General features: G+C 52.3%; 22 protein-coding genes. 15 read left to right on the top strand and 7 right to left on the bottom strand.

Annotation, left to right across the window (positions count from 1 at the left end; all coding sequences use genetic code 11):
* The first annotated feature begins 5 nt into the window (after positions 1-5).
* The gene (locus MXMO3_RS13790; RefSeq protein WP_117396239.1) at positions 6-1,136 is read left to right on the top strand and encodes a hypothetical protein; all 1,131 of its coding nucleotides are present in this window, start codon (positions 6-8) and stop codon (positions 1,134-1,136) included.
* Here MXMO3_RS13790 and MXMO3_RS13785 read toward each other — a convergent pair.
* Genes MXMO3_RS13785 through MXMO3_RS13775 form a run of 3 tightly spaced genes read right to left on the bottom strand, consistent with a single transcriptional unit; the run spans position 1,119 to position 2,953 of the window.
* Positions 1,119-1,880: a lysophospholipid acyltransferase family protein gene (locus tag MXMO3_RS13785; RefSeq protein ID WP_156905452.1), complete on the bottom strand. Its 762-nt coding sequence runs from the start codon at positions 1,878-1,880 to the stop codon at positions 1,119-1,121. The two genes, MXMO3_RS13790 and MXMO3_RS13785, sit on opposite strands and share 18 nt — an antisense overlap.
* 3 nt (positions 1,881-1,883) lie before the next feature.
* Positions 1,884-2,114, bottom strand: coding sequence for a DUF4170 domain-containing protein (locus MXMO3_RS13780; protein ID WP_027833652.1), 231 nt, complete (start codon positions 2,112-2,114; stop codon positions 1,884-1,886).
* A 26-nt stretch (positions 2,115-2,140) separates the two neighbouring features.
* Positions 2,141-2,953 carry a 3'(2'),5'-bisphosphate nucleotidase CysQ gene (locus MXMO3_RS13775; protein ID WP_162889282.1) on the bottom strand — a complete coding sequence of 271 codons (813 nt, stop codon included), beginning with the start codon at positions 2,951-2,953 and terminating at the stop codon, positions 2,141-2,143.
* 251 nt (positions 2,954-3,204) lie between these two features.
* On the opposite strand from MXMO3_RS13775, the gene MXMO3_RS13770 reads away from it, so the two are divergent.
* On the top strand, positions 3,205-3,717 hold the full coding sequence (locus tag MXMO3_RS13770; protein WP_036220833.1) for a DUF6101 family protein: 513 nt from the start codon (positions 3,205-3,207) through the stop codon (positions 3,715-3,717).
* Here MXMO3_RS13770 and ubiA read toward each other — a convergent pair.
* A complete protein-coding gene (gene ubiA, locus MXMO3_RS13765) occupies positions 3,714-4,646 on the bottom strand; it encodes a 4-hydroxybenzoate octaprenyltransferase (RefSeq protein WP_117396237.1) in 933 nt (310 codons plus the stop codon). The genes MXMO3_RS13770 and ubiA overlap by 4 nt on opposite strands.
* Before the next feature lie 65 nt (positions 4,647-4,711).
* On the opposite strand from ubiA, the gene MXMO3_RS13760 reads away from it, so the two are divergent.
* Entirely contained in the window at positions 4,712-5,461 is a 750-nt protein-coding gene (locus tag MXMO3_RS13760) for a 16S rRNA (uracil(1498)-N(3))-methyltransferase (protein ID WP_117396236.1), read from the top strand.
* Between the two features lie 92 nt (positions 5,462-5,553).
* Positions 5,554-6,924, top strand: coding sequence for a glutamate--cysteine ligase (locus tag MXMO3_RS13755; protein WP_027833647.1), 1,371 nt, complete (start codon positions 5,554-5,556; stop codon positions 6,922-6,924).
* Positions 6,925-7,046: 122 nt separating this feature from the next.
* Here MXMO3_RS13755 and MXMO3_RS13750 read toward each other — a convergent pair whose 3' ends face one another.
* The 3 genes from MXMO3_RS13750 to MXMO3_RS13740 all read right to left on the bottom strand — a co-directional run bounded on the left by MXMO3_RS13750 (position 7,047) and on the right by MXMO3_RS13740 (position 10,133).
* Positions 7,047-7,919, bottom strand: coding sequence for a LysR substrate-binding domain-containing protein (locus tag MXMO3_RS13750; protein ID WP_027833646.1), 873 nt, complete (start codon positions 7,917-7,919; stop codon positions 7,047-7,049).
* A 172-nt stretch (positions 7,920-8,091) separates the two neighbouring features.
* Positions 8,092-9,504, bottom strand: a complete 1,413-nt coding sequence (locus tag MXMO3_RS13745; protein ID WP_117396235.1) for an MATE family efflux transporter — start codon at positions 9,502-9,504, stop codon at positions 8,092-8,094.
* Positions 9,505-9,638: 134 nt separating this feature from the next.
* Positions 9,639-10,133 (bottom strand): invasion associated locus B family protein, encoded by a 495-nt coding sequence (locus MXMO3_RS13740; protein ID WP_027833645.1) that lies wholly within the window; start codon positions 10,131-10,133, stop codon positions 9,639-9,641.
* Positions 10,134-10,501: 368 nt separating this feature from the next.
* On the opposite strand from MXMO3_RS13740, the gene coxB reads away from it, so the two are divergent.
* From coxB to MXMO3_RS13690, 11 genes are all read left to right on the top strand, one after another.
* On the top strand, positions 10,502-11,407 hold the full coding sequence (coxB, locus tag MXMO3_RS13735) for a cytochrome c oxidase subunit II (RefSeq protein ID WP_245985752.1): 906 nt from the start codon (positions 10,502-10,504) through the stop codon (positions 11,405-11,407).
* Positions 11,408-11,486: 79 nt separating this feature from the next.
* The gene (gene ctaD / locus MXMO3_RS13730; RefSeq protein ID WP_027833643.1) at positions 11,487-13,151 is read left to right on the top strand and encodes a cytochrome c oxidase subunit I; all 1,665 of its coding nucleotides are present in this window, start codon (positions 11,487-11,489) and stop codon (positions 13,149-13,151) included.
* A gap of 29 nt (positions 13,152-13,180) precedes the next feature.
* Positions 13,181-14,116 carry a heme o synthase gene (locus MXMO3_RS13725; RefSeq protein WP_117396234.1) on the top strand — a complete coding sequence of 312 codons (936 nt, stop codon included), beginning with the start codon at positions 13,181-13,183 and terminating at the stop codon, positions 14,114-14,116.
* Positions 14,113-14,271: a hypothetical protein gene (locus MXMO3_RS18725; RefSeq protein ID WP_162889281.1), complete on the top strand. Its 159-nt coding sequence runs from the start codon at positions 14,113-14,115 to the stop codon at positions 14,269-14,271. Before MXMO3_RS13725 ends, MXMO3_RS18725 begins: the two co-directional genes overlap by 4 nt.
* 12 nt (positions 14,272-14,283) lie before the next feature.
* Entirely contained in the window at positions 14,284-14,826 is a 543-nt protein-coding gene (locus tag MXMO3_RS13720) for a cytochrome c oxidase assembly protein (RefSeq protein WP_117396233.1), read from the top strand.
* Positions 14,827-14,844: 18 nt separating this feature from the next.
* Positions 14,845-15,678, top strand: coding sequence for a cytochrome c oxidase subunit 3 (locus tag MXMO3_RS13715; RefSeq protein ID WP_027833641.1), 834 nt, complete (start codon positions 14,845-14,847; stop codon positions 15,676-15,678).
* A gap of 75 nt (positions 15,679-15,753) precedes the next feature.
* Positions 15,754-16,149 (top strand): DUF983 domain-containing protein, encoded by a 396-nt coding sequence (locus MXMO3_RS13710; RefSeq protein ID WP_117396232.1) that lies wholly within the window; start codon positions 15,754-15,756, stop codon positions 16,147-16,149.
* The gene (locus MXMO3_RS13705; RefSeq protein WP_162889280.1) at positions 16,142-16,936 is read left to right on the top strand and encodes an SURF1 family protein; all 795 of its coding nucleotides are present in this window, start codon (positions 16,142-16,144) and stop codon (positions 16,934-16,936) included. Before MXMO3_RS13710 ends, MXMO3_RS13705 begins: the two co-directional genes overlap by 8 nt.
* Positions 16,937-16,969: 33 nt before the next feature.
* A complete protein-coding gene (gene thrC, locus MXMO3_RS13700; protein WP_117396230.1) occupies positions 16,970-18,373 on the top strand; it encodes a threonine synthase in 1,404 nt (467 codons plus the stop codon).
* Positions 18,373-19,635, top strand: a complete 1,263-nt coding sequence (locus MXMO3_RS13695) for a M16 family metallopeptidase (protein ID WP_027833637.1) — start codon at positions 18,373-18,375, stop codon at positions 19,633-19,635. The genes thrC and MXMO3_RS13695 overlap by 1 nt, the downstream gene beginning before the upstream one ends.
* An 11-nt stretch (positions 19,636-19,646) precedes the next feature.
* Complete coding sequence (locus MXMO3_RS13690; RefSeq protein ID WP_117396229.1) at positions 19,647-20,243, top strand: GNAT family N-acetyltransferase; 597 nt, start codon at positions 19,647-19,649, stop codon at positions 20,241-20,243.
* Positions 20,244-20,308: the final 65 nt, after the last annotated feature.

Genomic DNA, 20,308 nt, shown 5'->3' with positions numbered 1-20,308 from the left:
GCCTTATGCGCGTTTTGATCATCACCAATGGCATGGGCGAGGACGCCATGGGCGCCGCGCTCGCTAAGGCGCTTGCGCCCCACTGCGAGGTGGAAGCGCTGCCAACGGTTGGTGAGGGGCTTGCCTATGAAGGCATTTGCCCGCTTATGGGACCGCGCGGCCATTTGGCCAGCGAAGGTCACCGCAAGCAAGGCTCGTTGATCAAAGACTTCAAGAATGGTCTGGCGCTCACGGCGTATAAACATGTGCGTTATATGCGCCAGCAGCGAGGCCGCTGGGACAAGATTGTTGTTTTGGGCGATATGGTCGGGTTGGCGCTTTGTAAGGCTGGTGGCCATCATGTTGACCTCTATATCGATTGCTATAATTCGGGCTATGCGTCGACCTATTCGTTGATTGAGAAAAATCTCATCAAACGCACCACAGCCAAAACCCTTTGCCGCGACGACATTCTGGCCGGGCAATTGCGCGCCGACGGTTTGGATGCGGGATTTGTCGGTAACATCATGATGGATACGTTGCCCGAGCTCTCGTTCGACGTAACATCACTGATCGAAAACAGAACGCCCATCACATTGCTGCCGGGCAGCCGTGCGGCGGCCAAAAAGTTTTTCGATCTGGAGATCACTGCGGTAGGGCGGTTAAGCAGCAAATATGAATTGACTGTGCTGGTGCCTGTTGCCCCAACCAGTGACGCGGATGAGCTTATCGGCGCTGCCTCGCTCAAGCCGGTGGCGAAAAACTCTGATGTCGACGCCAGCGATTATCTGGCCAAAGCACTCATGTTTGATGGCACACCAGTGCACTTTTTCAAGCAAGGTATCGGCACGTTGGCGCGCATATCGCGATTTGTCGCCGGGCAGGCGGGTACGGCGGGGTTTCAAAGCGCTGGGCTGGGCGCGCCCTTCGTCGCGTTGGTGCCACCAGATGCACGTCCATCGCGTGTTGAACGCAATGAACGCCTAATGGGGGAAAGCCGCATAAGCTGTGCAATGAGCGCGGTAGAGATTAGTGCCGCCATGGATCGATTGTTAAGTGACCCGGAAGATGCTGAACGGCGCGGCCGCATCGGCATGGAGCGCATCGGTCCGGCCGGGGCCCTCGACTATGCCGTGCGCCTAGTCCTCGGCAACTGAAAAAGCTGACCGATCCGGGCGCGGTGGCAGGTCCTTACCATCAGCCAAAAGGAAAGCCCGATCCAAAACATTATCAAGCCGCTTTGCCAGTTCATTTGAATAAGGCGTCAGGTCTTTAGCTGAGCGTGGCACATAAAGTGGTTCATCCACCACGGCTGAAATGGTGGAAAAAGGATGATTGATCTGCATCTTATCCCACACCTTTTCAAGCACCGACCGCCGGGAGCTTGAAACAGCATAGGGAATAATGGGACGCCCGGAGAAACGGGCCAACAGCGCCACACCATCCGAAACTTGACGACCAGGTACGGGGGGAATGTCGGCTGTGATGCCAATGGACTGACCATTTTTCATCGCCCGCAGCATTTCGCGCATGGCGGCCATGCCGCCCGTGCCTTCATCCTGCTTTGGATTGGCGCCTGATCCATCAATATTCGAGCAGCCAAAGCTTTTTGCCGCGGCGGCCACCAGCTGACCATCTGGATGGCGAGAGGTGAGAATGGTCAATTGCTTGGCTTCAGGCACCAATTTCATGCCCAACATGCCTTGCCCGTGCCAGCACACATAAATGGCAGGCATCAAATCTGCGCACTTTTGCTCGGCATCGGGGGGATCATAAACAAATTTGGACGTAGCAGAAGTGAGCCGCAAATAGCCGCCCAAAATATGCCAGCCAATAAAATGGCGAGCCTTGGTGCTGTTCAGCCCGCGCTCGCCATGTTCTTTTTGGATCTGCTCGTTCACCAATTAGCCTTTGGCTTCGGGATCAAGCAAGCGGTGCATGTGCACAATGAAATAACGCATATGAGCGTTATCAACGGTCATTTGTGCCTTCTGCTTCCAAACCGCATAGGCAGCTTGATAGTTGGGATAAACACCAACAATATCAACTTCATCCAAATTGCGGAACGTCACATTTTCCAAATCTTCTAGCTCGCCACCAAAAACCAAGTGCAGCAATTGTTTTTCTTCGCTCATATAAACCCACCATTTATTGTGTTCGTCTATGCTGCCGGACACCCATAGACCTTGCGCAGCACATCATGGACATCGTCTTTTAGCGTCAGGTCAGACATGGCCGCAAGAGCGCCGTGACGAATTTCTTGCTTATTAAAGCGCGGCACACCAAAACATACATCTTCTAAGAAGTGATCGCACTCGGATAATATCAAAGCAGGGGCAGCAATATCCCAATCCTGTGCACCCCGTCTCGCCACTGCAATATCGAGCACGCCTGTGGCCACCTGCACCAGGCGATAGGCCAAAGAGGGAAGCGCTGGACCGCGCACATAATCAATGCCGCGCTCTTCCAATTCACGATGAACAGCGCCAGGCGCCGGGATGATCGGGCCAGCACCCAGGCGATGCCGGCGCTCAAGCCGCTCTTTATTCAAAAAGGCACCTTGCCCCACTACCGCTTCATAAAGCTCATCGCGGATCGGCGCATATATAACACAAACAACAGGCACGCCATTTTCCACAACCGCGATGCAGATCGTCCAACTGTCCTCGCCACGGATAAACCCGCGAGTGCCATCAATGGGGTCGACCACAAAAACCCGCTTCTTCTCCATCCGGATCGGATCATCAGCAGTTTCTTCGCTCAACCAGCCATAATCTGGACGGGCAGCAGTGAGCATGTTTTTTAAGAAAGTGTCGACGGCAAAGTCAGCCTCGGTGACAGGCGTCGCGTTATCTTTTGTCCATGTTTTTACATCTTGGCGGAAAAATCCGGTGGCGATGATGCCAGCGCCCACCACAGCATTTCGGACCAATTCCAGATCTTCCATCAATTCTGCAATATCTGGTTGTGCCATCAAAGGCTCCCGAAACCCTAAGAAACATAAGCTCTTCCGTGCGTATGCGAGGCAGAGCATAAAGGCAAGAACCCACTTGGGTTAATCGCCGGTTACCCACGGTCATAACCTGCTAACCCTTTTGATAACAAGAAAAACTTAACCCAGTTTTTTAAAGGGATGCCAAACCTTGCCTGCTAATTTGGCCTCATAAGAAGAGCGGCAAAAAATTAAAAACAGCTCTCAAGTTAACAGGAAGGCACGAGATAAAAATGGTGCAGGGCAAAACAGTTTCAGGATCTGATTTGATCTTGTTTGGAAATGGTCGGGTGAGTTGGCCCACATTGTCCCCAGCAAACGACAATGGATGCGGTCAGGGTGATGTGCAAACCGTCACCGTGCGCAAAATGCTTTCAAAGAGCGGCGTTCCGATCAAAATCAAAGTTCCAGTTAAAGAGTATTATGGTGTCGCGGTGGCCACGCGTATTTCTGAGGATGGCCTTCTCACCAGCTCAATCGAATTGATCCACGCGGATGATGAACTCAATTATCGCGTGTTTGAAGAAGAGGGCAACCACACCGTGGTGGCTGAATGGCAAAATTGGGGCAAACAATTGGGCTTGCCGCTGTTTATCCGTTCAGGCAATGGCGGATTGGTGCCTTACTCACAGCATGTGGGTGGCGTTATGGTTGGGCAGGAAACCACACGGCGCAAGCTTGGTCCGGAAGCCAATCGGCGCCCCCGGTTCCTCAACCGTCGTCAGCTGGGCCTTGTGTCCGGTTAAATCGCGTATTCGATATAGAGCGCGAGGGTGAAGCTCAGGCCCACCCAAAAATTGGATTTAAACCGGATCAGGCAGTTTGGTGTCTGGTCCGGTTTCAGTGTGAGGATTTGCCAAGCCAGAATGGCGGGCGCAACCCACATGACCCAATAATAAACCGGCCCCGCACCCGCGCCATCTGCGGCCAGAAACCACAAGATCGCCGCGCCTAGATAAAACAGGCCGGAAATCTGTTGCGCATGGTCGCCGAATAGTCGCGCGGTTGATTTGACCCCGATCAACGCATCATCTTCCCTGTCTTGCAGCGCATAAATCGTGTCATAGGCAATGGTCCACAATATTGCGCCCGCATAAAGATAGTAGGCGGGATAATGCAACTCGCCAAACATGGCAGCCCAGCCCATCAACGCCCCCCAGTTAAACGCAAGGCCCAAAAACAGCTGCGGCCAATAGGTGATGCGCTTCATAAAGGGATAAATGATCACCAACCCAATGGACGAAAGCCCCAAAATTTTGGTGAAGTCGTTGAATTGCCAAAGAATAACCAGTCCGACCAAACATTGAGCCGCCAAAAAGACGAACGCCTGCGGCACACTGATTTGGCCGGAAGGAATGGGCCGCAATCGCGTCCGCTCCACCTTGCCATCAATATTGCGATCAACAATGTCGTTCAGCGTACATCCCGCGCCGCGCATGGCGATCGCGCCTAAAAAGAACAGGCCCAAATAGTAAAAGTTGAACCCAGTGGCAGGTCGCGCCACGGCCGCTAGGGCAAGCGAAATAGCACAGGGCCAAAATAGCAGCCAATAACCGATTGGCCGGTCCCATCGGGCCATCTTGGCATAGGGGTGAATAGCCCGGGGGGCATAGCGATCCACCCAGTTGGTTGCACTTGCATCCGCGATACGTTCAGAATTGGGTTTGTCTTGCATCACTTGCCACTTCCACCTATTCAGTTGCAGTGAACGCTATAATTTAAGCACGGAATGTCAACCTAATGCCGCGCAAACACAAAACTTTACCCCGCCTATTTATTGATCAGCCCTTGGCAACGGGTGATCAATTGAAGCTTGAAAAAGCGCCGTCCAACTATTTGGTCAACGTGCTGCGCTTAAATGAGGGCGATGAGGTGATTCTGTTTAATGGCCAGGATGGGGCATTTCGCGCCACATTGGTGAACGGATCAAAAAAGGCAGCGCAGCTTGAGGTGGCGGAACAAACCAGTGCCCAAACGCCGCCCAGCCAAATCGACTATATCTTTGCCCCCATCAAAACCGCACGGTTGGATTTTATGGTGCAAAAAGCCACGGAGATGGGCGTAAACGCCCTGCGGCCCGTGCAAACCCAACACACCCAAATGTCGCGCATCAATTATGATCGCATGCGGGCCAATGCTGTGGAGGCCGCGGAACAGTGCGAAATCCTCAACGTGCCTACGGTGCACGAGGCGCAAACCTTGGAAAAACTGATCGCCAATTGGGCCGAGACCGATCCAGAGCGTAAACTTATTTTTGCGGATGAGGAAACTGACGTCACCGACGCCGCCAAAGCCTTGAAGCCACTGGGCCAAAGCAAAGTGGCCGTGTTGATTGGCCCGGAAGGCGGATTTTCGGAAGCGGAACGCGAGCTATTGCGGGCGCAAAGCTTTTGTGTTCCGATCAGCTTGGGCCCACGCATATTGCGCGCCGACACGGCCGCCATTGTCGCGTTAACACTCGTGCAATCAAATATCGGTGATTTACGATAAAAGGATTGCATCCTAAATTTTCCGCGTTATTGTCGCCAGCACACAATGCGCTGGCACAGCGTGGCAAACATAACAATTCGGACGGACCACCTATGGCCAATGCAGTTGAAAACTCGCCCCTCATTGAATCAAAAGCGGATCTGATTTACGCGCTGGAGAAGGGCTGCAAGCCGAAAAGCGATTGGCGCATTGGCACCGAGCACGAAAAATTTGTGTTCTGCAAAACCAGCCATCAGCCCGTGCCTTATGAAGGCGAAAATGGTATTGGCGCGATTCTCATCGAGATTCAAAAACGCACCAATTGGACACCGCTTTTGGACAAAGGCAATATTATTGGCCTTAAAGACGAAAGCACAGGCGCTTCGATTTCGCTGGAGCCGGGCGGGCAGTTAGAGCTGTCTGGCGCACCGCTGGAAGGCCTGCACGATACCTGTTCGGAAACGGGCAATCATTTGCGGCTGCTGCGCGGCATCACAGATAAGCTGAACATCGAGTTTTTGGGGCTTGGCGTTGCCCCTGAATGGTCGCTTGATGATATGCCCATGATGCCCAAATCCCGCTATGGCATCATGAAGCCCTATATGGAGCATGTGGGCACACTTGGGACGTCAATGATGTTTCGATCTTGCACCGTGCAAGTAAATTTGGATTTCTCGTCCGAACAGGACATGGTGAAAAAGCTGCGCGCCAGCTTGGCCCTGCAACCAATTGCAACCGCGCTTTTTGCCAACTCGCCCTTCATCGATGGCAAGCCGTCTGGCTATTTGTCCTACCGTGCAAAAATTTGGCAAAACACGGACAATGATCGCACAGGCATGCTGGACTTTGCGTTTGAAGAGGGCATGGGCTTTGAGCGCTACGTCGATTATGCACTGGATGTGCCGATGTATTTCGTTATGCGCAAGGGCGAGTTCGTCAATTGCGCTGGCGAAAGCTTCCGCGCCTTCTTGAAAGGTGAGTTGCCGCAGCTGCCCGGTGAAAAACCGACAATAGCTGACTGGGAAGACCATTTGTCGACCCTGTTCCCTGAAGTTCGCCTTAAAACATTTTTGGAAATGCGCGGCGCGGACGCAGGCCCTTGGGACAGCATATGTGCGCTGCCCGCATTGTGGACCGGTCTGCTTTATGACGAAGCGGCACTCGATGGCGCGCTTCAATTGGTCAAAGACTGGACCGCAGAGCAGCGCAATCAATTGCGGACCGATGTTGCCAAGACTGCGCTGGATGCGGAAATCAACGGACGCAAAGTGTTGGACGTCGCAAGAGATGTCTATGATTTGGCAAAGTCCGGATTGGTCGCCCGTGGTCGCAAAAACTATGAAGGGTTTGACGAGTCAGTTTTCCTCAACATGATCAAAACAACGCTCGAAACAGAGAAAACCCCGGCCCAACACATGCTAGATGCCTATGAGGGCCCCTGGGGTGGCGACATCACGAAAATCTACACGGAACGCTTGTTTTAGCCTGCGAGGTCTTCCAGCAAAAAATCAAACATGCGGCGCACACAGCGATTGGTTTTTAATGCGCGGTGCGCCACATGCCAAAGCGAAAAGCTGACCTAGGATCAGATCGGCAAAGATGCCAATCAAGCAGCATCTTCCATTGCTTGATCCAACTCGGACTTAATATGCGCAACCAAAGCGCTGTAAATTCCACCATAGGCATTAGCGGCGCGGCGGATCGCGATGTCGGCGGCTTTGAGTGGGGGCAACCCGTCTTTAAGACCAAGCTTGCGCATTTCTGGCGTGATCGAGCTTTCTGCAAGCACACCAACAGCCAAGCCGGCCATCACCGCGCTAGTGATCGCTGTGGCGTTGGAAGAGGTGTAGGCGACACGGTAATTGATGCTTGCGTCGCGCAGTGCCATTTCTGCGTTGGTGCGCCAACAGCATTGCTTGTTGCCACAAGCGATGGGCAGCGGATCTTGCAAATGTGCATCTGAACCGGGGCCAATCACCCATGACAAAGGCTCGGTGCGCAACAATTCGCCAGTTTCGTGGCTGGTGCCTTGGGTGAACACGATCAAATCATAATCGCCCTGCTGCAAATCCAAAATAAGCTCTTCTGAAGATTTACATTTCACATCCACCAAAATCTTTGGGTGCGTTTGCTGAAATGAGCTGAGCAGAATGGGCAAGACTTTGACCGCATAATCGTCTGGTATGCCGATCCGAATGGTGCCGGACAGAACATCTGACGAGAACAAATCCTCGACCTCTGCATTGATTTCCAGCATTCGCCGCGCGTGATGGTAAAGCGCATCCCCGGCACGGGTGAGGGAAATGGAGCGCCCATCACGCACCAACAAATTTTCGCCTAGTCGTTCTTCCAAGCGTTTGATCTGCATGGACACAGCTGACTGTGTCTTAAACACGCGTCGGGCAGCCTCAGTGAAGCTGCCACAATCGGCAATCACGGCAAAGGTACGCAACTGATCAAGGTCGAGGGGATTGGCCATAGCATTCATCACAGAAATTGATTTGTTCGATGAATACTATTTGTTAGTCGAATGGGGGAAATGTCAATAGTGTACAAGAACCAAACTGGTCCAACCTATATGGTGGGCTGAGTTTGATGAAAACTAACCCCCGAATACTTTGCCGAGCGCCCATTGGCGTCTCGGCCTTTTTTTATGAAACTGTCGCTTCGGCAGCCTCTGGTGTTTCAGGTGTTTCGGCAGTTTCTTGCGGTGTCTTGCTGTCAGGCGTCAGGCGCTGGATCAGCCAGAATGCACCGATTACCGGCAAAATACCGAATATGACCGCACCAATAGAAGCACCCCAAATGATGCCGGGCAAGCCTGCCCACATGGCGCCAAAATAGATGAAGGGGATCACGCCCAGCGTTTGCCGCGCCCAGTTGGAAAGGGTGGCCAAAAGTGGATAGCCCAGATTGTTGAAGGCCGCATTGGACACAAATAACATGCCGTTGAACAGGAACGATCCTGCCAGCACATTACAGAACAATCGGATGACAATGGCCATCCTGCCTTCGGCTTGATAGATCGCGATGATTTGCTCTTGCGCAATAAACAGCAAGCCCCAAGCGATCAATATATAAACGCAATTGAAAATCAGCCCATCGATCAGCGCCTGACGGACGCGGGTCATTTGCATCGCACCAAAATTTTGCCCAATGATCGGGCCAACAGCCCCGGAAAGGGCAAAGACAACGCCAAATGCGAGGGGGATCAAGCGGTCAACGACAGATTGGCCAGCCACAGCGGCATCCCCATATTCGGCGACGGCACGGGCGATCAAAAAAGCACCAACCGGCGCGGCCAAATTGGTCACCACCGTCGGTGCTGCGATTTTCAAGATATCAATTAGATCTTTGAAATAGCGGCGGAACTTGGGAACCGTAATCGCCTTGTGAATGCCAATCACAAAATAAAGCCCCAACGCGGCAAAGGACACGCGCACAATCGCGGACACGACAGCAGCGCCAACGACTTCCCAGCCCAGGACGAAGATGAAAAACGGGTCGAGCAGGGCGGTCATAATGCCGCCAACCAGCGTAATATACATGGAGCGCTTGGCATCGCCGTGCGCCCGCAATATCCCCATGGTCACAATGCCGATGGCAAAAAATGGTGTCGACGGCAAAACGATATAAAGATAAGTGCGCGCGTAATCGAGCGCTTCGCCCGTCGCGCCCAGCATATCCATCAGCCAATCGAGGAGCAAAAAGCCCAGGCCCGCCAGAAGCAGGCCGAATATGGCAACACTAATGATCGATGTGCCAGCATATGATTTTGCGGCTTCATCGCGTCCCGCGCCAACAGCGCGTGCCACCATGGCCGAGGTGCCAATCATAAAGCCAACTGACATGCCGATGATAAAGGCGAGCACATAGGCCGCGCGGCCCACAGCCGCGGTTTGGCTCGGATCTCCCAATTGGCTAATGTAAAAGAGCGTAATCGCATCCACGAAAAAGATCGACATCAACCCAATCGCCGAAGTGGTCGTCATAATAATGACGTGGCGCATTGTGGAGCCGGTCAGAAAAACAGCATTCTTTGCCGTGGGAGATGCTTCGCTCATGAGATCACTCTTTGTTGTGGCTTGGCGCAAACGCCAAATTGGAACGCCGCATAACTACCCGCAATCGCCTTGGCGGTTCAAGGCAATTCTTGTCGCAACCCGAAAGGGAGCTCTGTTTGGCTGGTATTTTCTATCTAGGGTAGAGCGTTATAGCCGTCGCTGAAGCCATTCATAGAAACGGGGATGCCGATGCCTTCTTCGGGTGTCTTGAACACCACAAAGAGTGCAGTATCCGCACTCGAAAGCTCTGCAATCAGATCCGGGGTCAACACAACTTCGGCCATGCACCCATTGGGCAAACAGCGGATGAAGGGCGCACGCCCTTTGTCTTCCCCATCAAGCACCAGCCCGAGCTGGTTGGGCAACAACACGCCAAGCGGCGCCAGAATACGCAACAATTGAGTCTGTTTATCAGCGGTTTTCAAAACGATGACGCTCAGCGCAACGCCGGGTTGATCTTCAGCCGTCACATTTTGAATCAAGGCGCACTGTTCAAATGTGGCGCCCGGCGGTGTGTCGCAGGTCATTTGCCAATCGCCATGGTCGCCTTTCACCACGCCCTGTGCGTTCGCACTGGTCACAACCAGCCCAGCCATAAGCACACCAATAAATAGCTTGATCAAACGCATAATGAGACGATTCCTTTACCCCGAATGGTTTTTTGAATTTGCGACCTTTATGTACAACAGTCAATCGAGCCGCGATGGAATAGCGTGCTTATTCACATGGCAAAATTGCGGCGCGGCGCTGCTTAAATAGGTCTTGCGGACAGCAAAATTCCATAAAAATGTGCAAAAAGTGCCCAAAACTGTCGATTGCAGCCATATGACGCACCGAATTTTGCGGGTTTGGAATTGCTTTGCGCCTTCTGTTATGGTTTTAGTCTGTTTCGAGATTCTGCGCTTTTAGGGCGTAACGCGAATTGACAAGTGTATTCACCTACACTTATGCGTTACCGTCGAAAAAGGGCTTAAACATGTCGCAAAGGGAGACTGGCGTGAGCAAACTTCTTGCACGTCTGGCTAAAATAACATCTGCAATCACATTGGGGCTTTTGCCCACCGCCGCTTTGGCGCAAAACGGGCAGCCAGAGCCCGGCGCAATCGGCCTGCAAGAATCTGTAACACCAATTATGGACTCAACGATTGCCTTTCATAATGGTTTGTTGATGTGGATCATCACTCTTATAACCATTTTTGTAACTGGCTTATTGATCTGGGTCATTGTGCGTTACAATAAACGGGCAAATCCAACACCATCCAAATTCACCCACAATACATTGGTTGAAATTGTCTGGACTGTTGTGCCGATCATTATTCTGATCGTGATTGCGGTGCCATCATTCGGTGTGCTTTCAGACCAAATGACAGTGCCAGATGGTGAGCGCAAATATCTTGGCTCAAACATCTTCTCCCGCGATGGTGGCGAAGTCGTGCCCGCTCCAGAGCTGACAATTCGCGTTTCCGGCCAGCAATGGTATTGGGATTATGAATATCCCGACCTGAACAATGCAGCCTATTCTTCATATATGTTGACCAAAGAAGAAATCGCCGAGCAAAAGCCAGGCCAGCCCTATTTGTTGGCCGTGGACAATGAGTTGGTGGTTCCCGTCGACACAACTGTACGCGTTGAAGTGACCGCTGGCGATGTGATCCACGCTTTCGCCGTGCCTGCATTTGGCAACAAGACAGATGCGGTGCCAGGTCGTTTGAACGAAACATGGTTCAATGTGCGTAAAGAGGGCCTTTACTACGGTCAGTGTTCTGAACTTTGCGGTAAAGACCACGCGTTTATGCCAATTGCAGTGCGGGTTGTTTCAAAAGAAGAATTCGCGGCATGGGCTGAGATTATGGAAGCCGAAGACGATGTCGAGGCTGCGAACGAGACTTTGGCGAGCCTTTAAGGCCCGCCGCTAATTTTGCCGCCCAAGAGGGGTCTCAAGGGGGATCTTCGGGCGTTAAGGAAAGAGGCAAGGAAAGCAAATGGCGAACGCAACTGCTGCCCAAAATTCACATGATGCGCATGACCACCCAACGGGTTGGAAGCGTTATGTTTATTCAACCAACCATAAAGACATCGGCACGATGTACCTGATCTTTGCGATCATCGCAGGGATCATCGGTGGCGCGCTGTCTGGCTTTATGCGCTGGGAATTGGCTGAACCGGGTATTCAAATTTTCCCTGGCTTGGCATCGATAGTTTATGGTGCTGATTGGCAAAGCGCGGCAGCGCTTGACGCTGGTAAGCACATGTACAATGTGTTCACCACTGCGCACGGCTTGATCATGGTGTTCTTTGTGGTGATGCCTGCCCTAATCGGCGGCTACTCCAACTGGTTTGTGCCGTTGATGATTGGTGCACCGGATATGGCGTTCCCACGCATGAACAACATCTCATTCTGGTTGTTGCCTCCGGCATTCATCCTCTTGCTGATGTCCATGTTCTTTGAAGGCCCTCCAGGCGGTATGGGCACAGGTGGTGGCTGGACCGTTTATCCGCCATTGTCCACATCCGGCCAGCCTGGCCCGGCAATGGACTTCGCCATTTTGTCGCTGCACGTCGCCGGTGCATCTTCAATTCTGGGTGCCATCAACTTCATCACAACCATCTTCAACATGCGCGCTCCGGGCATGACATTGCACAAGATGCCATTGTTCCCATGGTCAATTTTGGTCACAGCATTCTTGTTGTTGTTGTCTTTGCCTGTTTTGGCTGGCGCCATCACCATGTTGTTGACTGACCGTAACTTCGGCACCACCTTCTTCGATCCTGCAGGTGGCGGTGATCCAATCTTGTTCCAGCACTTGTTCTGGTTCTTTGGTCACCCTGAAGTGTACATTATGATCTTGCCTGGCTTTGGTATTGTGTCACACATCGTTTCAACCTTCTCGCGCAAGCCAGTATTTGGTTATTTGGCGATGGTTTATGCGATGGTTGCGATTGGCTTTGTGGGCTTTATCGTATGGGCGCACCATATGTACACCACAGGCATTTCGCTTGATACACAGCGCTACTTCGTGTTCGCCACAATGGTGATCGCGGTGCCAACAGGGGTGAAAATCTTCTCCTGGATTGCCACAATGTGGGGCGGCTCCATTGAGTTCCGCACACCAATGTTGTGGGCCATCGGCTTTATCTTCTTGTTCACCGTTGGTGGTGTGACAGGTGTGGTTTTGGCCAACGCTGGTGCTGACCGTTCATTGCACGACACATACTATGTGGTCGCTCACTTCCACTACGTGCTGTCCCTTGGTGCCGTGTTCGCAATCTTTGCGGCTTGGTACTACTGGTACCCAAAAATGTTCGGCTATATGTACAATGAAACATTGGGCAAGCTGCACTTCTGGGTCATGTTCATTGGTGTGAACCTGATCTTCTTCCCGCAGCACTTCCTCGGGTTGAATGGCATGCCACGTCGTTACATCGACTATCCTGAAGCGTTTGCTTATTGGAACATGGTGTCCTCGATCGGTTATCTGATCATGGCTTTGGGCTTGGTCTTCTTCTTCGCTGGTATCGTTGAATCAGTCATGAAGAAGCGCAAAGCTGGCGATAACCCTTGGGGCGAAGGTGCAACCACACTCGAGTGGACATTGCCTTCACCGCCACCATTCCACCAGTTCGAAACTTTGCCAAAAGTTAAGTAATCGAACCGGATAGGTAAGGAAAAGAGACAATGGCCTATATTGGCAATCAAAGTGACAACACTAGCTGGGGCGGCGCGGAAGTCGAAGACTATTTCGCGCTCCTGAAGCCACGTGTGATGTCATTGGTGATTTTCACGGCCATTGTCGGTTTGTTGATCGCGCCGGGCACATTGCACCCGCTTCTCGCATTCGTTGCAATTCTGTGCATCGCAATCGGGGCTGGGGCATCTGGCGCGCTCAATATGTGGTATGACGCTGATATTGACGCGGTGATGAGCCGCACAATAAATCGGCCGATTCCCGCGGGGCGCGTGACACGCCAAGAAGCACTCGGCTTTGGCCTTGTGTTGTCATTCTTCTCTGTTGCTATTCTTGGGCTGGTGACCAACTGGGTCGCCGCCGGATTGCTCGCCTTCACCATTTTCTTCTACGCGGTGATTTACACCATGTGGTTGAAGCGGTGGACGCCGCAAAACATCGTCATTGGTGGCGCCGCAGGTGCTTTCCCCCCAATGATTGGCTGGGCCGCTGTTACAGGCACAGTGACAATTGAAAGCACAATTTTGTTCTTGATTACGTTTTTGTGGACGCCGCCCCATTTCTGGGCATTGGCGCTCTATAAAAAGGGTGACTATGAACAAGCGGGTATCCCGATGCTGCCGAATGTGGCTGGAGAGCGGAACACGCAACATCAAATATTGATCTATACATTGGTACTGGCTGCAATCTCCGTTGCGCCGACCTTGTTGGGATTTGCAAGTTTGGCCTACGGCCTTGTAGCTGGTGGTTTGAGTGCAGCATTCACGTTCTATGCGGTGAAACTTTGGTTGCAAAAGGATAATGTGGCGCTGAAAAAAGCTGCCCGTCAGCTTTTTGCGTTCTCGCTGATCTATTTGTTCGTGGTTTATTTGGTTCTGCTCGCTGATGTGAGTGTCGCCAACTACTTTGGAGGCATCGGCGCATGAGTGAAGATGTTAAGCTGACAGAAGAAGAGAAAATTGCCAAACGCCGCCGCAAGCGTTCAATCGCGCTCGCCTTGGTTCTGGGCTTTTTGGCGATCCTGTTCTATGCCGTCACCATTGTGAAAATTGGCCCGGCCATTTTCCAGCGGCCATTGTAGGGAACACGCGTAATGGCACATGTCGACACACAACATCACGGAAATCGATCCAATAAGCGCATTGCTTATGGTTTGGTGCTGGTTGTTGCGTTGATGGTGGGCATGGCCTATGCGGCGGTGCCGCTCTATCAGATTTTCTGTCAGGTCACTGGCTATGGCGGCACAACTCAGCGTGCGGAAGACGGTGCGATTTCAACAATCGATCGCGAGATGGCAGTGCGCTTTGCAGCGCAGGTCGATGCTGATTTGCCGGTTAAAATTGTGCCTGCGGCAACGCAAGTCGATAAAATTGGTAAGAAAATTACAGTGACCTATGAGGCCACAAACCTCACGGATGAGCCTGTCAAAACTGTTGCGAGCTTCAATGTGACACCTGCGTCCATGGGAGCGTACTTCAACAAGATTGAGTGTTTTTGTTTCACCGAGCAAACCCTTGCGCCGAATGAAACAGTACAAATGCCGGTTCTTTATTATTTGGATCCGGAGCTGGATTTAAACGACGAGCTTGATACAATTCGGGAAATCACGCTCTTTTATGCATTCCATGCTTCATAAGATTGGGAGAAGCTAAATATGGCCGCACACGCCAAAAATCATGATTATCACTTGGTCGACCCAAGCCCATGGCCATTTATCGGGTCTGTTTCAGCGCTTGTTATGGCAATTGGCGGTATCGCTTGGATGCAAGACTGGACGCCATATATCTTTTTCATTGGCCTCGCCGGTGTTCTTTACACGATGTATGGCTGGTGGAGTGATGTGATCAAAGAAAGCCATGCAGGCGATCACACGCCGGTTGTGCAATTGCACCACCGCTACGGCATGATCTTGTTCATTGTGTCTGAAATCATGTTCTTCGTGGCGTGGTTCTGGGCCTATTTCGACATGTTCTTCTATGTGGATGAAGCACAGCAGATCGGCCGTGTTGCCGCCACCGGTGGCCACTGGCCGCCAGAAGGTGTTGAACTGTTTGATCCATGGCACCTGCCAATCTTCAACACATTGTTGTTGTTGACCTCTGGCATGACGGTTACTTGGGCGCACCACTCCTTGCTCGCAGACGATCGCAATGGCCTGAAATGGGGCTTGGTGCTCACAGTGATTTTGGGTGCATTGTTCACCTATGTGCAAGCCGTTGAATATGTGTCTGCAGGCTTCAGCTTCTCAGGCAATATTTATGGCGCCACGTTCTTCATGGCGACAGGTTTCCACGGTTTCCACGTGCTGGTCGGTACAATCTTCTTGCTGGTTTGCTTGTTCCGCGCCCTTTCTGGCCACTTCAACTCCAAGCAACATCTTGGTTTTGAATTTGCCGCTTGGTATTGGCACTTTGTGGATGTGGTTTGGCTCTTCTTGTTTGCCTCCATCTATGTTTGGGGCGCATGGGGCGTCGCCATTTCCCACTAAGGGAACGGCACGAAGGTTTAAGAAGGGCGCGCCGTTGGTCGCGCCCTTTCTGTTTGTAGGGCAAAGGCAAGACAAGTGACAGAATATCAAGAAATATCACCATTTTACGCAGGTCTGCGCTGCCGTTGTCCCCGTTGCGGCGAAGGAAACCTGCTGCGTGGCTTTTTAAAGGTTGAGGACCATTGCGAGAGTTGCGGCCTGTCCTACAACTTTGCGGATAGCGGCGATGGCCCAGCCGTGTTCATCATGATGATTGTCGGATTTCTTGTTGTTGGGGCAGCCCTGGTGGTTGAAGTCAGCTTCTCCCCGCCGATCTTGGTCCATCTGCTGCTGTGGATTCCGGCCACACTCATCTTGAGTTTTGCGCTGCTGCGGCCACTCAAAGGATTGATGATCGCCCTTCAATATAAAAATGACGCCCAGGAAGCCAAATGGGCAGATGACGATGAAGAGGAAAAGCCTAATGAGTGACGCCAAAAAAGACCTACGGCAAACTGGATTGGGCAAAGCCTTTTTCGTTGGCTTTTTGCTTGTCTGCATGATTCTGTTTTTGGCACTTGGCTTTTGGCAAATGGATCGGCTGCAATGGAAAGAGCAACTGATCGCCTCGGCAAATGAACGGCTGAATGCCGAACGCAGTGAAGTGCCCGATCAAAGCCAATGGGCTACCCTTGATCCGGATCGGTTTGATTTTCAAAAAGTGAGTCTGACGGGCGAATTTTTAGAGTGTTGTGAGGCGCGGGTTTTCATCTCGCTGCCCAAAAAGCGTGATCGCTATTCTGGCCCGGGCTACTGGATTGTGACGCCGTTTCAGCTTGAAGAAGGCGGCGTTGTTTATGTCAATCGCGGCTTTGCCCCTCAGGAGATGACTTTACCCGATGCCGAATATGCGCAAGCGCCAAAAGGCAAGCAGGAACTGCAGGGCTATATGCGACGACCTGAACGTGTGGGCAGCGCGACATTGGAACCTGACCTGGCCAAGCAAGTGGATTGGGTGATTAACCCGGCGCGGCTCCAGGATGTCATGTTTCCGGAGCTTGAAAATGTGGCGCCGTTTTACGTCAATTTGTCGAGCCCGGTGGCGAGTGATTTGCCGCAAGCCGCATCGGATGCAGCGCTTGATTTCAGCAACCGACACCTTGAATATGCCTTCACATGGTTTGGTCTTGCCGCGCTCATGCCAATATTGGCAATTTTTTGGCTTATTCGCACCCGTCGCCCCCGGCAAGAACTTGCGAAATCGAAATCAGAAGAATAGGGTGCCCCCTCAAAACCACCTTCGGACGATCTTATGCAATATGTAAGTACGCGCGGTGATGCACCGCGATTGGGTTTTTGTGACGCTGTCCTTGCGGGCCTCGCCAGAGATGGCGGTCTCTACCTGCCGGAAAGCTGGCCGCAAATAAGCGCAGATCAAATCGCTGGCATGGCAAACCGCCCCTTCGCCGATATCGCCTTTGAAGTCATTTCACCCTTCGTGGATGGCGAAATTGACGACGACACCCTGCGCGGCATGTTGAACGCGGCTTATGGCACGTTCCGCCACGATGCTGTGGCGCCTCTGGTGCAGCTTGAGCCTGGCCACTTTGTGTTGGAACTGTTCCATGGGCCAACGCTCGCCTTTAAAGATGTGGCCATGCAGTTTTTGGCGCGTGTCATGGATCATATCCTTGGCCAACGCAATCAGCGGGCAACCATTGTTGGCGCCACATCTGGCGACACAGGTTCCGCCGCCATCGAAGCGTTTCGCGGCCGCGACAACACCGATATTTTCATTCTTCACCCCAAAGGCATGGTCTCCCCGGTGCAGCAGCGCCAAATGACCACGGTGCTTGACGACAATGTGTTCAACATTGCCCTTGAGGGTAATTTCGATGATTGCCAGACCATCGTCAAAGACATGTTCAACAATCATCATTTCCGGGATTCAGTGTTGCTGTCGGGTGTGAACTCCATCAATTGGGGCCGCATTGTCGCGCAGGTGGTTTATTATTTCACCGCCGCTGCCGCATTGGGGGCACCCCATCGACAGATCAGCTTTACGGTGCCTACGGGCAACTTCGGCGACATCTTTGCCGGTTATGTGGCCAAGCGCATGGGATTGCCGATCAAAAGCCTGATCATTGCGACCAACGAAAATGATATTCTGCGTCGCACGCTGGACGAGGGGCGCTATGAAATGGATGGCGTGGCCGCAACCACCAGCCCATCGATGGATATTCAGATTTCGTCAAATTTCGAACGCCTTTTGTTCGAAGCAGCAGGGCGCGACGCAGAATTGGTCAAACGCCAAATGGCGCAATTGAAACAATCTGGCGGGTTCGAACTAACCGCCACAGAAATCAACGCCATTCGCGCTGAGTTTGTCGCTGGCACCGCAAATCAGGGCCGGACCGAACAGGTGCAAGCTGCCACGTTGGAAAATTGTGGCTATTTGCTCGATCCACACACCGCCGTTGCGGTGGCGGTCGCCCAAGAAAATTTGAACACGTCCACGCCGATGGTGTCACTTTCGACAGCCCATCCGGCTAAATTTCCAGCTGCTGTGAAAGCGGCAACAAAAATCGACCCGGTGCTGCCCGATTGGTTGAGCGATCTCTATGAGCGTGAAGAGCGCTATGATGTGATCGCGAATAGCCAAACTGAAGTTGAAAACTTCATCAAAACGCGTTGCCGCGCCAATAAGGAGAGCTAATGCCTTTACGATCAACCACCCTTGATAGTGGAATGACTGTGATCACCCATTCCATGCCGAGCCTCGAAAGTGCGTCTGTGGGCGTATGGGTCAAATCCGGCTCCCGGTGCGAAACCGAACAAGAGCACGGCATCTCGCACCTGCTGGAACATATGGCGTTCAAGGGAACACAGACCCGATCAGCCCGGCAAATTGCCGAAGAGATTGAAAATGTGGGCGGTGATGTCAATGCGGCCACCAGCATTGAAAACACAGGCTACTTTTCCCGTGTGCTGAAAGAAGATGTCGGCCTAGCCGCGGATATTCTATCGGACATTTTGCAAAATTCTCGTTTTAGCGAGGATGAACTGATCCGCGAAAAACACGTGATTTTGCAAGAAATCGGCGCCAGCCATGACGCGCCGGATGATTATGTGTTTGATCTGTTCCAGGAAGCTGCTTTTGAAGATCAGGCCATTGGCCGTTCAATCTTGGGTACGACCGATTCAGTGGAAAGCTTCACACCTGACGCCATCCGCGCCTATATGGACCGCATGTATGTGGGCGACCGTATGGTGATGAGCGCCGCGGGCAATGTCGACCATGATCAGCTTGTGGACATCGCCGCGAGCAAATTTCCAAACTTGAAAACCAGCGGCGCGCCAGACCCGGTTGAAGCGAAGTTTACCGGCGGCGAGCGTCGTTTGAACCGCGATCATGAGCAGGCGCACATTCTGATCGGGGTGGAAGGTCGTCCCTATCACCATGATGGTTTCTACGCGTCACAAATCTTGTCTTCAATTCTGGGCGGCGGCATGAGTTCCCGCCTGTTCCAGGAAGTGCGTGAAAAGCGCGGTTTGTGCTATTCCATTTTCGCCTTCCATTGGGCCTTTGCGGATACGGGCATTTTCGGCGTGTCCATGGCCACCGGCGATGAGGATGTAAATGAGTTGATGCCGGTCGTGCTGGACCAATTGCACCAAGCCACCCAAAACATCACCGAAGAAGAAGTGCTGCGTGTGCGCAACCAAATCCGTGCGGGCCTGCTGATGTCGCTTGAGCGGCCATCTTCTCGTGCGGGCCAGCTTGCGCGTCAGCAATTGTTGTGGGGCCGTCCGATTTCATTGGAAGAAACGGTAGAACGGATCAACCGCATTGATGCGGATCGGGTGATGGAAGTTGCAGCGCAGCTGTTCCACAATGCAAAGCCCGTTGTATCGGCCATTGGGCCACTTGATCATTTTCCAACATATGATCGCATTGAAGACGGGCTGAAAAGCTAAGGAGTGAAGGGGTGATCGGGCGACTTTTCTCGTTAAACAACTTCACCCCGTTAGAAACCGAGCGGTTAAGCCTGCGCTTGCCCACCTTGGAAGACTATCCACAGTGGGTTGAGGTGCGGGCGGCCAGCCAATCCTTTCTAAAACCCTATGAACCGACATGGGGTGAAACAGAATTGGCCCGTTTCTCTTTTCGCCACCGTGTCAAAAAAGCGCGGGCCGATGCAGCAGCGGACAAGGCTTACGCTTTTCTCATTTTCGAAAAAGGTGAGAATCCTCAGTTGGTTGGCGGATTAAACCTATCCAATATTCGCCGCCGAGTTGCCCAAGCGGGCACGTTAGGCTATTGGGTTAGTGTGGATCAAATCAATAAAGGCATCATGACAGAGGCGGTTGCCAGAGTTTTGCCATTTATTTTTGATGAATTGCGGCTTCACCGCGCTGAAGCGGCATGTCTGGTTGATAATCATCGCTCAATGCGGGTGCTGGAGAAAAACGGATTTGCCCGCGAAGGCCAAGCTGAAGGCTATTTAAAGATCGATGGCAAATGGCAAGACCATGTTCTATTTGGGCTCACCAAAGAACGTTATCAAACACGTCTAACCACTTGAGATCTGAAGATAACCACGACATATAAGTTGATGTAACGGCTTTTTCGGGCTACGAAAAACCGTTG

The organism is Maritalea myrionectae (assembly GCF_003433515.1).
In the GTDB taxonomy this organism is placed as follows: domain Bacteria; phylum Pseudomonadota; class Alphaproteobacteria; order Rhizobiales; family Devosiaceae; genus Maritalea; species Maritalea myrionectae.
This window is presented reverse-complemented; position numbering and strand designations above follow the sequence as displayed.

Bases quoted from the DNA above. Each gene is read 5' to 3' on its own strand.
- MXMO3_RS13790 (WP_117396239.1), top strand. From the start codon at position 6: ATGCGCGTTTTGATCATCACCAATGGCATGGGCGAGGACGCCATGGGC.
- MXMO3_RS13780 (WP_027833652.1), bottom strand. From the start codon at position 2,114: ATGAGCGAAGAAAAACAATTGCTGCACTTGGTTTTTGGTGGCGAGCTA.
- MXMO3_RS13775 (WP_162889282.1), bottom strand. From the start codon at position 2,953: ATGGCACAACCAGATATTGCAGAATTGATGGAAGATCTGGAATTGGTC.
- MXMO3_RS13770 (WP_036220833.1), top strand. From the start codon at position 3,205: ATGGTGCAGGGCAAAACAGTTTCAGGATCTGATTTGATCTTGTTTGGA.
- ubiA (WP_117396237.1), bottom strand. From the start codon at position 4,646: ATGCAAGACAAACCCAATTCTGAACGTATCGCGGATGCAAGTGCAACC.
- MXMO3_RS13760 (WP_117396236.1), top strand. From the start codon at position 4,712: ATGCCGCGCAAACACAAAACTTTACCCCGCCTATTTATTGATCAGCCC.
- MXMO3_RS13755 (WP_027833647.1), top strand. From the start codon at position 5,554: ATGGCCAATGCAGTTGAAAACTCGCCCCTCATTGAATCAAAAGCGGAT.
- MXMO3_RS13750 (WP_027833646.1), bottom strand. From the start codon at position 7,919: ATGGCCAATCCCCTCGACCTTGATCAGTTGCGTACCTTTGCCGTGATT.
- MXMO3_RS13745 (WP_117396235.1), bottom strand. From the start codon at position 9,504: ATGAGCGAAGCATCTCCCACGGCAAAGAATGCTGTTTTTCTGACCGGC.
- MXMO3_RS13740 (WP_027833645.1), bottom strand. From the start codon at position 10,133: ATGCGTTTGATCAAGCTATTTATTGGTGTGCTTATGGCTGGGCTGGTT.
- ctaD (WP_027833643.1), top strand. From the start codon at position 11,487: ATGGCGAACGCAACTGCTGCCCAAAATTCACATGATGCGCATGACCAC.
- MXMO3_RS13725 (WP_117396234.1), top strand. From the start codon at position 13,181: ATGGCCTATATTGGCAATCAAAGTGACAACACTAGCTGGGGCGGCGCG.
- MXMO3_RS18725 (WP_162889281.1), top strand. From the start codon at position 14,113: ATGAGTGAAGATGTTAAGCTGACAGAAGAAGAGAAAATTGCCAAACGC.
- MXMO3_RS13720 (WP_117396233.1), top strand. From the start codon at position 14,284: ATGGCACATGTCGACACACAACATCACGGAAATCGATCCAATAAGCGC.
- MXMO3_RS13715 (WP_027833641.1), top strand. From the start codon at position 14,845: ATGGCCGCACACGCCAAAAATCATGATTATCACTTGGTCGACCCAAGC.
- MXMO3_RS13705 (WP_162889280.1), top strand. From the start codon at position 16,142: ATGAGTGACGCCAAAAAAGACCTACGGCAAACTGGATTGGGCAAAGCC.
- thrC (WP_117396230.1), top strand. From the start codon at position 16,970: ATGCAATATGTAAGTACGCGCGGTGATGCACCGCGATTGGGTTTTTGT.
- MXMO3_RS13695 (WP_027833637.1), top strand. From the start codon at position 18,373: ATGCCTTTACGATCAACCACCCTTGATAGTGGAATGACTGTGATCACC.